General features: G+C 43.8%; 12 protein-coding genes. 10 read left to right on the top strand and 2 right to left on the bottom strand.

What is annotated here, in order from left to right; translation table 11 throughout:
* Window positions 1–7: 7 nt before the first annotated feature.
* The 10 genes from RI844_RS02730 to RI844_RS02685 all read left to right on the top strand — a co-directional run bounded on the left by RI844_RS02730 (window position 8) and on the right by RI844_RS02685 (window position 12420).
* Window positions 8–1294 (top strand): Nramp family divalent metal transporter, encoded by a 1287-nt coding sequence (locus tag RI844_RS02730; protein ID WP_348396941.1) that lies wholly within the window; start codon window positions 8–10, stop codon window positions 1292–1294.
* Between the two features lie 33 nt (window positions 1295–1327).
* Window positions 1328–2425, top strand: coding sequence for a mannonate dehydratase (locus RI844_RS02725; protein WP_348396940.1), 1098 nt, complete (start codon window positions 1328–1330; stop codon window positions 2423–2425).
* A gap of 8 nt (window positions 2426–2433) precedes the next feature.
* Window positions 2434–3840 carry a glucuronate isomerase gene (gene uxaC / locus RI844_RS02720; protein ID WP_348396939.1) on the top strand — a complete coding sequence of 469 codons (1407 nt, stop codon included), beginning with the start codon at window positions 2434–2436 and terminating at the stop codon, window positions 3838–3840.
* A 37-nt stretch (window positions 3841–3877) separates the two neighbouring features.
* Window positions 3878–4534, top strand: a complete 657-nt coding sequence (locus RI844_RS02715; protein WP_348396938.1) for an RraA family protein — start codon at window positions 3878–3880, stop codon at window positions 4532–4534.
* A 186-nt stretch (window positions 4535–4720) separates the two neighbouring features.
* A complete protein-coding gene (locus RI844_RS02710; RefSeq protein ID WP_348396937.1) occupies window positions 4721–6517 on the top strand; it encodes an IlvD/Edd family dehydratase in 1797 nt (598 codons plus the stop codon).
* A gap of 32 nt (window positions 6518–6549) precedes the next feature.
* Window positions 6550–7458, top strand: coding sequence for an SMP-30/gluconolactonase/LRE family protein (locus RI844_RS02705; RefSeq protein ID WP_348396936.1), 909 nt, complete (start codon window positions 6550–6552; stop codon window positions 7456–7458).
* A 6-nt stretch (window positions 7459–7464) separates the two neighbouring features.
* On the top strand, window positions 7465–8199 hold the full coding sequence (locus RI844_RS02700) for an SDR family oxidoreductase (RefSeq protein WP_348396935.1): 735 nt from the start codon (window positions 7465–7467) through the stop codon (window positions 8197–8199).
* Window positions 8200–8269: 70 nt separating this feature from the next.
* Entirely contained in the window at window positions 8270–9493 is a 1224-nt protein-coding gene (locus RI844_RS02695) for a fumarylacetoacetate hydrolase family protein (protein ID WP_348396934.1), read from the top strand.
* A gap of 32 nt (window positions 9494–9525) precedes the next feature.
* Window positions 9526–11094 (top strand): aldehyde dehydrogenase (NADP(+)), encoded by a 1569-nt coding sequence (locus tag RI844_RS02690; protein WP_348396933.1) that lies wholly within the window; start codon window positions 9526–9528, stop codon window positions 11092–11094.
* A 267-nt stretch (window positions 11095–11361) separates the two neighbouring features.
* Window positions 11362–12420 (top strand): metallophosphoesterase, encoded by a 1059-nt coding sequence (locus RI844_RS02685; protein WP_348396932.1) that lies wholly within the window; start codon window positions 11362–11364, stop codon window positions 12418–12420.
* Window positions 12421–12587: 167 nt separating this feature from the next.
* On the opposite strand, the gene RI844_RS02680 is transcribed toward RI844_RS02685, so the two are convergent.
* Window positions 12588–13436 carry a fumarylacetoacetate hydrolase family protein gene (locus tag RI844_RS02680; protein WP_348396931.1) on the bottom strand — a complete coding sequence of 283 codons (849 nt, stop codon included), beginning with the start codon at window positions 13434–13436 and terminating at the stop codon, window positions 12588–12590.
* 25 nt (window positions 13437–13461) lie between these two features.
* Window positions 13462–14664, bottom strand: coding sequence for a mandelate racemase/muconate lactonizing enzyme family protein (locus RI844_RS02675; protein ID WP_348396930.1), 1203 nt, complete (start codon window positions 14662–14664; stop codon window positions 13462–13464).
* Window positions 14665–14687: the final 23 nt, after the last annotated feature.

Below are 14687 nucleotides of genomic sequence, written 5' to 3'. Positions count from 1 at the left end.
GGTAAAGATGAATAGCACAGCAAATTATGCAAAATCTACCACTAAGCCTAATGCTTTTAAGCAAATAATCGCATCGCTGTTACCGGGTATTTTCCTGATCGGCTATAACGTTGGCACCGGCAGCATTACTTCAATGTCAAAATCAGGCGCGATTTTTGGTCTGGATTTACTCTGGGCGTTATTGCTCAGTTGCTTGATCACCTATTATCTGATGTCACTTGCCAGTCGCTTTACTATGGTGACAGGAATGACGCTGTTAGAGGGTTTCAGGCAACATATTAGTAAGCCTTTTGCTCTCATTACTTTGCTGATTTTAGCCACCATCATCGTCAGTGCACTGATGGGCGTACTAGGTATTGTTGCCGATGTGCTCAATGTTTGGACCACAACATGGCTTGAAGGGGGACTATCCACCTCTTGGTGTGCGCTTATTGTGGCGACAACTGTTTATGCGCTGGCTTTTTCAGGGGATACCCACACCTTTGAAAAAATCCTCGCTATCCTGGTGGCAACCATGGCATTGGCTTTCATCACCACTATGCTGATTGACTTGCCACCCTTTGCCGAAATAGCCCAGGGATTAATACCCAAATTACCGGAACAAGCTGCGGGTAGTGATAATAATTCTTTTGTGGTTATGGCCGGTATGGTGGGCACTACCGTATCTGTTTATGTTCTGGTTATCCGTACCGGATTAGTCAAAGAATTAGGCTGGACCATGAAAGATGCCGCTATTGAGCGTCGGGACGCGGGGGTCAGTGCGTCGTTAATGTTTATTGTCAGTGCCGCGGTGATGATCACCGCCGCATCAACGCTACATGAACAGGGATTACAATTAAATCGCATTGCCGAAATGATCCCTATGCTGGAGCCATTATTTGGCGAACTGGCCTTAAGCATTTTTGTCATTGGTGTGATCGCCGCTGGAGTCTCTTCGCATTTGCCAAATTTACTGGTGATCCCCTGGATCATTGACGATTACCAGGGCATTCCCCGCAACGTTAAAACCTGTCGCAATCGCATACTGTTATTGATTCTTTCGTTGAGCAGTTTGCTCGGCGTTATCTTCGGCGTTAAACCGATATTTTTGATGTTGATGTCGCAAGCCTGTATCGCCATGGTGTTGCCGGTTGTGCTTGGCGGTCTGGTGTATTTAACCAGCCGGGAAACTATTATGGCCAGCGATAAAAACAGCAGAAAAGACTATGTCATTGTTACTGTCATTTTAGCATTTGCCCTGTACATGAGTAGCTTAGCGGTACTGGGGTTGATTGAAGATTTAAGCAAGCTGTAATTTGAACAAAAATTTTTATTAGAGGTATATATTATGAAATTGGGATTTGGCCTTTATCGGCATCAACTCAATGCCGAACATTATGACTTTGCCCGTCAGTGTGGTGCAACCCACTTAGTGGTGCATTTATGCGACTATTTTAACAAAGCAGGATCGAGCGAAAAAGAACAGCAAGACTCAAATCAGCCGGTTGGTGATACTGGCGGCTGGGGCGTTGCCAAAGGTGCCGAAGACCCTATATGGACGCTTGCCGGCCTAACCAAACTTAAAGCAGAAGTTGAAGCTCATGGCTTAAAAATTTGGGCGATTGAAAATTTCGATCCGGCCATGTGGTCAGATATTTTGTTAGATGGCCCGAACAAAGAACAACAAATGCAGGGCTTGCAGGAAATTATCCGCAATGTAGGTAAAGTCGGCATTCCAGTATTTGGTTATAACTTTTCATTAGCCGGGGTTTGTAGCCGCAAAGTTGGCCCTGTTGCTCGCGGCAACGCCAATAGTGTCTATATGCGAGAGGTCGATGATACCCCGATCCCAAATGGTATGGTTTGGAATATGCAGTTGCCGCAAGACAAAGAGCAAGCGAAGCCAACGGGAGATATCGACTTTATTCCACACGACGTACTTTGGCAGCGATTACAATGGTTTTTAAAGAACTTAGTGCCGGTAGCGGAAGAAGCTGGGGTGCGTTTAGCCGCGCATCCGGACGATCCACCAATGCCAATTGTTCGTAAATCACCACGTTTGGTCTATCAACCCGATATGTACCACAAATTACTCGATATCGAGCCAAGTCGCAGCAACAGCTTAGAATTTTGTTTAGGCACAATTGCTGAAATGACTGAAGGTGACGTTTATCAGGCCGTTGATACCTTTAGCCGGCGTGAAGCCATCAGTTACATTCATTTTCGTAATGTGCGCGGTAAAGTTCCTCACTATGATGAAACCTTCATTGACGATGGCGACATCGATATGGTCAAGGTGTTAGAGATACTCAAAGCCAATAATTATGATGGCATTCTCATTCCAGATCATACCCCGTTAATGACTTGTGATGCTCCCTGGCATGCCGGCATGGCGTTTGCTATGGGTTATATGAGAGCGGCATTTCAACAAGTCGTTGGTAAGTAACGGGTTTGATGATGAAAACATTTATCGCTAAAGACTTTTTGTTGCAATCAGATACCGCTGAGCAACTGTATTTTAACTATGCAGCTAATTTACCTATTATCGATTACCACAATCATTTACCCGCAAAAGATGTAGCTAATAACCGACAATTTGCCAATATATCTGAGGCCTGGTTAGAAGACGATCATTATAAATGGCGCGCTATGCGGGCCATGGGAGTGAACGAAAAATATTGTACCGGTAATGCCGCTGCGCAAGATAAATTTATGCAGTGGGCAAACATCGTGCCGTATACCATGGGCAACCCCCTGTTTCATTGGACCCATATGGAGCTGCAACATCCATTTGGTATTGAGCAGATGTTAACGTCTCAGTCGGCACCGGAAATTTATCAGCAAAGCAATGAATTGTTGGCTCAGCCGAGTTTTTCCAGCCGAGGGCTGCTAAAGCAACGTAATGTCGAGCTTATCTGTACCACCGACGATCCGGCAGATTCATTGCAGCATCATCAAGATTTTGCCAGTCAAAACCACGGTTCACTGACAATGTTACCGACATTTCGACTCGATAGTTTACTGGCGACAAACAATAGTGCTCAGTTTAATAGCACGCTCGACAGGTTGAGTCAGTCGGTCGGTCAAGCCATTAGTACTTATCAGGACTTTCTTTTGGTGGTGGCCAATCGCCATCAACATTTTCACGATATAGGCTGTCGCCTGTCCGATGTCGGCTTGAGCCATTTTCAATTTAGTCCTGGCCAACCAGCTATGGTCGAGAAAGCATTTTCTCTGATTCGATCTGAGCAAGTGTTATCCGCAGAACAAGCCATTGCCCTATCGTCAGATATTTTGATTTTTGTTTCACAACTCAATGCCGATAAAGGCTGGGTACAACAATTACACATTGGCGCCTTACGAGACGCCAATAGTAAAAAAGTACTCGCCCTCGGCCATGGTAAAGGTTTCGATACCATAGGTGGTTATAACAACACCTTAGCGCTATGCAATTTTCTCGACCACCTGACTGGTCAAGATAAGCTGGCGAAAACCATTTTGTATAATCTCAATCCAGCTGATAACGAAATATTCTCAACCATGGCAGGTACATTTAACGAAGGTGATATTAAGGGAAAAGTGCAACATGGTGCGGCCTGGTGGTTTCTTGATCAAAAAGAAGGTCTCGAACAGCAATTTCGTTCAATCAGTTCCTTAGGCTTATTAAGTTGTTTCGTTGGCATGCTAACTGACTCGCGCAGCTTTTTATCATTTTCCCGGCATGAATATTTTCGCCGTATTTTATGCAACTTCCTCGCCCACGACGTTGAGCAAGGCTTGTTGCCGAAAGACATTCCTTTGCTTGGCGAAATTGTCAGTAACATCAGTTACCACAATGCCAAACACTATTTTAATTTTTAACCCTTATTTATAAATGATTAACTAGGAAACATACATTATGTGGACCAATGACACTGAATTATTTGCGTTAATGCGTGAAAAATTATACACGCCCGTGGTAGGCGATATTCTTGATGAACTGGGCTATTACCACCAGTTTCTTCCCCGTGATGTGCAAGCAATGACAACACAAATGATAGTCGCTGGCCGTGCTATGCCAGTGCTAACCTGTGATGTTTACGGCGAGCAGGAAAAACCTTTCGGTTTATTAACCGAAGCATTAGATCAAATAGAGCCCGGTGAAGTTTACATTTCTGCGGGTAGTAATAGCTCGGCGTTATGGGGCGAACTGCTTACCGCAACCGCTCGTACTCGCGGCGGTGTCGGCGCAGTGGTGAATGGCCCTCATCGAGATACACCACAGGTTTTGGCACAAAATTGGCCGGTATTTAGCACCGGTGGCTACGCTCAAGATTCTAGAGTGCGCACTTACGTGCAAAACTTCCGATGCGCAATTGAAATAGAAGGTGTTTGCATTGAGCCAGGAGACTTAGTGTTTGGTGACAGGGATGGCGTATTGATTGTGCCACAAAAGCTTGAGCAACAAGTGATCGAAAAAGCATTAGAAAAAGCGGCGAAAGAAAATGTTGTTCGTAAAGCCATCGAAGCCGGTATGTCTTCTACTGCTGCCCTTAAAGAGTACGGTGTTTTATAAATTTCAAAGCAAAAGTTTAGCAATCATTAACACTTATCGTTAATGATTGCTCACTCTAATTACTTAATCATTAGCTACTCAAACCATGGTTAAAAAAGTATTAGCACTGCTATATCGCAGGCGTAGCGGCGTTGTTGTCGTTGCTCTTATACTTTAATTATCAGAATAATCTTTTAAGAGATACCTATGAGCAGCAATGGCAACACCCAAAAAAGAAGCTTACGTAGCGCCGCCTGGCTTAATGAGCCCGGTAGCCCAGACCAAACCGCAATTTATCTTGAACGCTATCTAAACTTTGGTTTAACCCGTGAAGAACTGCAATCGGGCAAGCCGATTATTGGTATCGCTCAAACAGGTAGTGATTTAGCCCCTTGTAACCGCCATCATTTAACCTTGGCGCAACGTCTTAAAGATGGTATTCGCGATGCTGGCGGCATTCCTCTGGAATTTCCCGTTCACCCAATTCATGAAATGGGCAAACGCCCTACTGCCGCGCTCGATCGCAACTTGGCCACAATGGGACTGATTGAAGTACTTTATGGCTATCCACTAGATGGCGTTATTTTAACCACAGGCTGTGACAAAACCACTCCGGCAACCTTGATGGCTGCTGCTGCTGTGGATATTCCAACAATCGTCTATTCTGGTGGTCCGATGCTAAACGGCTGGCAAGGCGACAAGCGTGTAGGCTCTGGCAGTATTATTTGGGAGTGCCGAGAGAAATACGCCGCGGGTGACATTGATTATGAAAACTTCATGGATCAAGTGTCATCATCAGCACCGAGTGCCGGCCATTGTAATACCATGGGCACTGCATTAACGATGAACTCTCTAGCAGAAGCGTTAGGAATGTCTTTGCCAGGTTGTGCCGCAATACCAGGTCCGTATCGTGAACGTGCCCAAATGGGATATTTTACCGGCCGTCGCATCGTTGAGATGGTTTGGGAAGATTTAAAGCCATCAGATATCATGACCAAAGCCTCATTTTATAATGCCATGCGAGTTTGTACTGCTATCGGGGGTTCCACCAATGCGCCACCACATATTCAAGCAATCGCCAATCATTTACGAGATGTCGATATTAATATCAATGACTGGCAAACTCATGGCGAAAAAACACCGCTCATCGTTAATTGTCAACCGGCAGGTGAATATTTGGGTGAAGAATTCCATCGTGCCGGCGGTGTTCCCGCAGTAATGGGTGAACTGATAAAAGCTGGTGTTATTGATACCAAGGTATTAACGGTTACCGGTAAAAGTGTCGGTGATATCTATACCAGCAGCGCCAGTAAAGATCATGACGTCATCAAAACTTACGATCAGCCGATGATGGAAAACGCCGGTTTTGCCATCATGAGTGGCAATTTGTTCGATTCGGCGTTAATGAAAAAGTCAGTCATCGATGATGATTTTCGCAATACCTATTTAAGCAACCCTGAATCACCAAACTGTTTCACCGTGCGTGCCATCGTGTTTGAAGGACCCGAAGATTATCACCACAGAATTAATGATGCCGATTTGGATATTGATCAACATTGTATTTTGATCATTCGTAACTGTGGCCCGGTAGGCTACCCAGGCTCGGCAGAAGTAGTAAACATGCTGCCGCCAGACAGGTTAGTGAAACAAGGGATTACTTGTCTGCCAACGATGGGCGATGGTCGCCAAAGTGGTACCTCCGGCAGCCCCTCTATTTTAAATATATCTCCGGAAGCCGCCGTTGGTGGTGGTTTGGCTCATATAAAAAATAATGATCTGATTTGCATCGATTTAAATACTAACCAAGTAAATTTACTCATTGATGAGCAAGAATTTGCCCGCCGCAAAGATAATATTCAATTAATTACTGTGGTCAATCAGACCCCTTGGCAAGAAATTTATCGCAGCCGGGTTAATCAGCTCAGTGAAGGTGGTACCTTGCAAACCGAAGGCGATTATACCCGAATCGCGAAAACCCATGGTATTCCGCGTAATTCTCATTAGTAAATAGATAAAGTTTTTTAGAGGTCAGTTTTATGAATAGTGTAACTTGTATTTGGGATGCAAAAGCACAATTGGGTGAAGGCGCTGTCTGGCATGAGGTTGAGCAAACCCTGTATTGGGTCGATATCATTAACTCTAAATTGCATAGCTATAAGCGTGATGAAAAAGACCTTGAGGTGCGCAAAACCTGGTCGTTCCCGGGTAATATCAGTAGCGTAGTACCTTGTACTGAGGGTGGTTTACTGGCCACCTTTAAACAGGGTGTTGCCCATATCAATCTTAAACATAGCAAGGTCACTTCAATTTGTGGACTAGAGCAAGAATTACCTGATAACCGTTTCAATGATGGTTGCGCCGATACCCGAGGCAATTACTGGTTTGGCAGCATGGATGACAAGCAAGTGGATGCCAGTGGTGCTTTTTATCGCTTTAGCGCTGAGCAGCAAGCGGAAAAACTGTCACATTTGGGGGAAATTTGCATTACCAATGGCCCAACATTTAGCCAAGATGGAGCATGGTTGTATTTTACCGACACCATGGCCGGTAAAATTTTTAAAGCACAGCTAAGCAATGATGGCAGCATTGGCCAAAAACAACTGCACATTCATTTCACCGAAGACGAAGGTCATCCTGATGGCATGTGTTGTGATACTGAAGGCCATCTTTGGGTTTGTCATTGGGGTGGTAGCCGTGTCAGCCGTTTCGACCCCGATGGAAATTTAGTAAAGGCAATTCACTTGCCAGTGCCTAATGTGACCAAGTGTTGCTTCGGTGGGCCCACCTTAAATACGTTATATATCACCACGGCGGCAACCGGTTTAACTGAACAGCAACTGCAGGAGTTTCCTTTAGCAGGTGGGTTGTTTGCAGTAGAGGTTGCACAACAAGGCTTTGTTTATCCAAGTGTGGCGATGAGCAAACAATTGATAGATCAGGATTAAAATACAATGAAATTGCAAAACAAAATCGCGTTGATCACCGGAGCTGGCCAAGGTATTGGCAAAGAAACCGCCCTACTTTTCGCTCAGCAAGGTGCGCACGTTATCGCCACTGATGTAAACGCAGAGGCATTAAAGACATTTGTAGGCCTCGATAATATTAGCACCTATGTATTAGATATCACCAATAACGCGCAAATTGAAGCCTGTATTAAAGAGAATCCAAGCATCAATGTATTAATGAATTGTGCGGGTGTGGTCTTTAATGGTTCAGCACTTGATTGCAGCGAGCAACAATGGCAAACCACGATAGCAGTGAACGTAACCTCGGCCTTTAATCTTATTAAAGCGGTATTACCGGGCATGTTAAAACAGCAACAAGGGTCAATTATTAATATCGCCTCTGTGGTTTCCAGCGTAAAAGGCGTGGCAAACCGCTTTGCTTACGGTACCAGTAAAGCGGCGATAATTGGCTTAACCAAAGCCGTTGCTGCCGATTATATCGACCAGGGAATTCGCTGTAATGCGATTAGCCCTGGAACAATCCATTCCCCTTCGCTAGATCAACGTTTGGCCGAAACGGGCGACTACCAATCCGCATTAGATGCGTTTATAGAGCGCCAGCCTATGGGCCGGTTAGGTCAGCCGAGCGAAATTGCCGCCATTGCCAGTTTACTCGCCAGCGATGATGCCAGCTTCATGAGTGGTGAGAATATCATCATCGACGGTGGCATGAGCCTTTAGTACTGATTTGCCTAAAAAGTTATTAACAGCAAAAACTTTTAACAGGATCGATTTTTTAACAGGAAAAATTATGAACATTACCACAGCCAACACAGTTACCGGTTTTAATCTGAACAATACCCTACCCGATCAATGTAACCAGGGTACCTGGATTGGCCGGGCTTGGATACCGGCACAACTGGCAACAAACAATATCGCCGGACCTCGTGTTATCAGTGTCAGTAAAGGCAAGGTATATGACTTGTCAGACGTTTATTTAACCATGTCTGATTTATTTTCCGATAAAAATAGGCACACAGTCATTCAGAAAAATCAACATAAGCCGATAACGTCGTTAGATAATATTTTAGCCAAAAGCTTATTTCCTAAGCAGGCAGAAAGCTATGAAGAGAATACCGAAATCGTATTGCTTGCGCCTAATGATATTCAAGCTACAAAAGCTTGTGGTGTCACCTTCGCCCGTAGCTTATTAGAACGGGTAATTGAAGAGCAAGCCAGAGGCGATGCACAAAAAGCATCAACTATTCGCGCCAATATCCTCGAAGTCATCGGCTCAAACCTAGGAGATTTAACACCGGGCAGCGCCGAAGCACAAGAACTTAAAGAAAAACTTATTGCCCAAGGGATCTGGTCACAGTACCTAGAAGTTGGTATAGGGCCAGATGCCGAGGTATTCTCCAAAGCACAACCTTTAGCCTCGGTCACCACCGGTGCGCAAATTGGTGTTCGTCGCCAGTCTATCTGGAACAACCCTGAGCCTGAAATCGTTCTCGCGGTAAGTAATGACGGAGAAATTATCGGCGCGACTTTAGGTAACGATGTTAATTTACGAGATTATGAAGGTCGCAGCGCCTTGTTACTGGGCAAGGCCAAAGACAATAACGCCGCTTCTTCAATTGGTCCATTAATTCGTTTATTTGATGATACGTTTACCCTTAGGGACATTGAGCAATGTGAAGTTAGTTTAACCATTACTGGCACCGATGGTTTTACTACCTCCGGCAAGAACTTAATGAGTGAGATCAGCCGTTCACCACAAGATTTGGTCGATCAAACCTTAAACAGCCAACACCAATACCCTGACGGCATGATGCTATATGTCGGCACCATGTTTGCACCGACGGAAGATCGTCACAACGACGGCAATGGCTTCACCCACGTCCCTGGCGATCGGGTAGAAATTTCGACCGAAAAACTCGGCACCTTAGTCAACTGGGTCAATCATTGTGATGCGATCCCGGCGTGGAACTACGGGGTAAATAAATTTATCCAGTATTTACGTCAATGCCGCTAATCCCCATTATTTAATATTTTATTGGAACTCTGATGAATTTAACGAAAAAAAGCTTTATTAAAGGTCAATGGCAAACAACCCAAGGCCAAGCCTTTAGCAGCCATAACCCGGTTAGTAATGAACCAATCACGCAATTTTTATCTGCAACCGAAGTCGATGCTAGTGGGGCTGTTGCCGGCGCTAAAGCAAGCTTTGCAGCATATAAGAGTCTTAGTGGTCAACAACGTGCACTGTTTTTAGAACAAATTGCTCTGGAAATTGAAAACTTGGGCGATGATTTGCTTAATACCGCCAATGACGAAACCGGCTTAGGTCTGGTGCGATTAACTGGCGAGCGTGGCCGTACTTGTAATCAAATACGTGCTTTTGCCAATATGCTCAAAGATGGCTTCTGGGTACGTGCCAGTATTGATACTAGTGACGCGCAAAGAACTCCGCCGAAACCCGATCTGCGTAGAATGCTACGTCCGATAGGTCCGGTATTAGTGTTCCCAGCATCAAATTTCCCGCTGGCATTTGGTGTCTTAGGTGGTGATACTGCCTCAGCATTGGCCGCAGGAAATCCGGTGATAATTAAAGCGCACCCTGCTCATCCGGCAACGTCGGAGCTATGCATGCTTGCCGCCGAACGAGCACTAAAAAAATGTGGGATAGACAGTAAAACGATTTCCATGCTACAAGGCTCAACACTCACATTGGCACAAAGTTTAGTGGTTAATGAAGCCATTCAAGCCATAGGTTTTACCGGTTCATTAACGGCTGGCCGCTCCATCATGGATCTTGCTGCGACCCGTGCCATCCCAATCCCGGTTTATGCGGAAATGGGCAGTACCAATCCAGTATTTATTACCCCTGATGCTTTGCAAGCGCGAGGCAATGAAATCGCTAATGGTTTGGCCGGTTCAATTGCAATGGGCACAGGACAATTTTGTACGTCACCTGGCGTTATTGTGACGCTGGAAAGTGACGCATTTAAATCCGATTTAATCGCGGCTATCAATGAGGCTAATCAAGGTTACTTGTTACACCCAAGTATTGCCAGTGGGTTACAAAGCAGTATCAACAGCTTAGTCAATAATGCAGCCGTTGAGGTACTTGCCGGCGGCGTGTTAGATAACAACAGCTTAAAAACACCGAACAGTTTATTAGCAACCTCTGCGCAAGCGTTTCTAAATGATGACGATTTACACAGTGAAGCGTTTGGTCCCGTCAGCTTGTTAGTGACTTGTCAAAATATAGAAGAATTGCTGATGGTGGCTAATGCTATTCACGGCAATTTAACCGCTACAATTCAATGCCAGGATAATGATGATTTAGCTAAACCCCTAGCTGACATTTTGGAAAGTCATGTTGGGCGTTTAATTGTTAATGGTTTTCCAACCGGCGTAGAAGTATGCGCATCGCAACAGCACAGTGGCCCTTACCCGGCTTGTTCTTCACCGGCAACCACCAGTGTGGGTAGTGACGCCATTAGCCGATTTGCTCGTTTTATAGCTTATCAAGACTTGCCTCAAGCACTTTTGCCGTTAGAACTACAAGATGACAATAGCTTGCAAATATTACGACAAGTAAATAATCAATATCACCGTGATGCCTGTTAAATTCATGGAAGAATTTACTTAGAATTTCCAAGGATGGTTAAAATTCTGTTAATTCATGGAAGAATTTACTTAGAAGTTCCAAGGATGGTTAAAATTCTGTTAATTCATGGAAGAATTTACTTAGAAGTTCCAAGGATGGTTAAAGTTCTGTTAATTCATGGAACAATTTACTTAGAAGTTCCAAGGATGGTTAACACTTAAAACTTGGAGCTTATGATGTTTGGCAAAATCTTTATTAGTTTAGTTTTAATATTGTGCGTTTACAGCGTGAATGCGCCCTCAAAAAATGTAACGTTTAGCAATTCAACACTCGCAGTTACGGCTGAAAATCTAGGCCCTTTAAAACAGCGAATATTATTACTTGGTGACGCAGGTTTATCTGCAATTTCTCCATTACAGGCAAGTTTACAAAAATCGGTTGAGCGAGCAAAATTAGCGCCAGAGCAAACGGCTATCATTATGTTAGGCGATAATATTTATGCCAACGGTTTCCCAAAAAAATCAATTGGGCAAACAGAATTTGATGAAGAGCAACTTGAAGATATCAGCCATTTAGAGGCGCAGTTACAAATGGCACGAGATAGTAACGCCGAAATGTTTATTGTGCCCGGTAATCATGACTGGTATGCAAACCAGGTTGATTCTCAAGCTAACTTTATTAAAGCATATGCAAAAAAGTATAAAACAAACACCCGTTTTGTGCCCTTCCAGAACAACGCCAATCCCCTTCCCGAAATCTTATATCGAGAAGGTATCAGCATAGTATTTATCGACTCTATGTGGTTGCTCAAAGCCGATGTCAATTCTTTTGAGTTGGCGATGCGACAGCTTGAACAACTGCTACAGCAATCTTATCAGCAACACCCTGATAATGTGATACTTATCAGTGCTCACCACCCTGTTGAAACGGTTGGTCCGCATGGTGGCTATTATACGCAAGTTGGTCTTCAGCTTTATGAGTACTTTTTGGAATTATTGAATGGCGAGAATGTTCAAGATCTTGATAGTGCTGTATATCAGCGGTTAATACAGCGGCTGAAAGTCGCACTATCTCCCTACAAGAAAACCGTGTTTGCCGCTGGTCATGAACATTCCTTGCAACTGTTTAAAAATGATAACAATTTCGGACCACAATATAGCTTAGTAAGCGGCGCAGCCAACAGCAAAAAACTTACCGGAGTTGGGATTAACGAGAATTCTCAATTTGCCTCATCAGCAGAAGGTTTTTTCGAAATCGATATTGTTGAAAATGGCGTATTGTTAAAAGCCTATGATATTCACAATAACTTGCCTGTGCACCAGCAATGGTTATGGAAAACTGACTAACTCTATAGAATTAAAGAATTATTGAAGATTGAGTTAACGAAGCAAGACTGAAAGTGTGAGCAAAATAGAATCATTCACAATTCGTTATTTGAGCAAGCATGAATTCAACAAAATGGTTCATTTTGAAAAATTCATGCTTTAGCTCAACGTTAAGGTGGCTTTATAACCTAAACTTCGGCGACAATCGTTTGCGTTTGGCTGCCAAGAGCTTGAATAGAAAGGCTAATTTTATCTCCTACATTTAAGAAGACTTCAGGACTTTGTCCCATTCCAACGCCAGGAGGCGTTCCGGTTGAAATAATATCGCCCGCGTTTAAAGTCATAAATTTACTCAGGTAAGCAACAAGAAATGCAGGTTTAAAGATCATTGTTTTGGTGTTGCCATTTTGAAAAGTCCTACCATTAACACTTAAGTTCATATCAAGATCAAGAACATCTCCTACCTCATCCTTTGTCACTAACCACGGCCCTGTTGGACCAAAGGTATCGCAGCCTTTTCCTTTGTCCCACTGACCACCACTGATTTCTAATTGGAAATTGCGCTCCGATACGTCGTTAATTAAACAGTAGCCCGCAACATGATCTAAAGCATCAGACTCAGAAACATTTTTCGCATCTGCGCCGATGACAATTCCCAATTCAACTTCCCAATCCATTTTGGTACTTGAACTTGGTTTCACAATATCGTCATTTGGACCACATATAGCACTGGTCCATTTGTTAAAAACAATTGGTTCTTGTGGAATAGGCATATTTGCTTCTTCTGCATGATCAGCGTAGTTAAGGCCGATACAAACAAATTTACCTACGTTGCCAACACAAGCCCCGATGCGGGTATCTTCATCAATCAAAGGTAAGGTTGATAAATCAAGTTCAGTTAATTTTGTTAAACTTTCTTTAGATAAATGTGCTCCAGAAATATCTTCAACAATGTAAGATAAGTCACGGATCTCACCATTTTCATCTAATATTGCCGGCTTTTCTGCGCCATTAGCGCCTACACGTAATAATTTCATTACTATTTCCTATAATTTGTTTTAATTACAACTGACTTACTTTAATAACTAAGTCTTTTCGGTTAAATACTTCGGGTTTGAATTTAATACCAAGCCCATTGCCCTTCGGCGGAGTGATATTGCCATCTTTGACTTCAGGTAAGTTGTCCATTACTTGCGTATACCAGCCGGTATAAAGGGCCCGCACTGATTCTTGGATCACAGCATTTGGTGCATTAAGTGATAAATGACAAGATGCGGTTAACACTACTGGCCCAGTACAATCATGCGGTGCAACCGGCAACTGATAAGCTTCAGCCATGGTGGAGATTTTCTTCGCTTCGGAAATACCGCCTACCCAACCTATATCTAACATGACAAAATCAGTGGCATTGTTTTCGAGTAAATCTTTAAAGCCCCAACGGGTGGCAATGGTTTCACTTGCGGTTACCGGAATACTGGTGCGGTCTCGAAATTCTTTAACCACAGATAAGCTGTCCATTTTTACCGGATCTTCAATCCACATCGGTGTATAAGGCTCAAGTGCTTTTGAAATTTTTATCGCGGTTGGTAAATTCCACAACGAATGACATTCAACCATAATATCCATCTTGTTCCCGACAGCGGCGCGTATTTTCTTAAACGGCTCAAGTGCTTGTTCGAGTTGCTCGTTGGTAATGTATTGGCCATCGTTTGCCTCAGCAGCAAAATCAAATGGCCAAATTTTCATTGCGGTAATGCCTTGCTCTAACAAACTAATGGCAAGCTCATCGGCGCGATGTAAAAACGCATCCAAATCTTCATACGGCCCTTCCGGCTCATCGGTTGGCAAGCCAAAATTATCTGAGGTTTGACCGTCAGATGAACGAATATAGGAGTAACCGGCACAAGTATTATAAGTGCGTATGGTGTCACGCGATTTACCGCCGAGTAATTGATAGACGGGTTGCTCGGTTTTCTTGCCCCATAGATCCCAAAGTGCTATATCGATAGCAGAATTACCGCGCATTTCAACACCACTGCTGCGAAAACCTAAGTAGCCATAGAGTTCACGCCAGTGCTTATCTATTTGTAAAGGATCTTTTCCTAACAAATACGGTGCCACGGTTTCATGGATGTAAGCTTCAACTGCAGCAGGCCCCATAAAAGTTTCTCCCAGGCCAATGTAACCCTCGTCCGTATGCAGCTGTACCCAGCATAAGTTGCCAAACTCCGTTAAACGGATAGTTTCTATTTTTGTGATTTTCATTTTCTATTCCACTAAAATTGTGC

The sequence above is a fragment of the Thalassotalea fonticola genome, from assembly GCF_032911225.1.
Classification (GTDB): Bacteria; Pseudomonadota; Gammaproteobacteria; order Enterobacterales; family Alteromonadaceae; genus Thalassotalea_A; species Thalassotalea_A fonticola.
The sequence above is the reverse complement of the archived record's forward strand: the minus strand, read 5'-3'. Positions and strand labels throughout refer to the sequence as shown.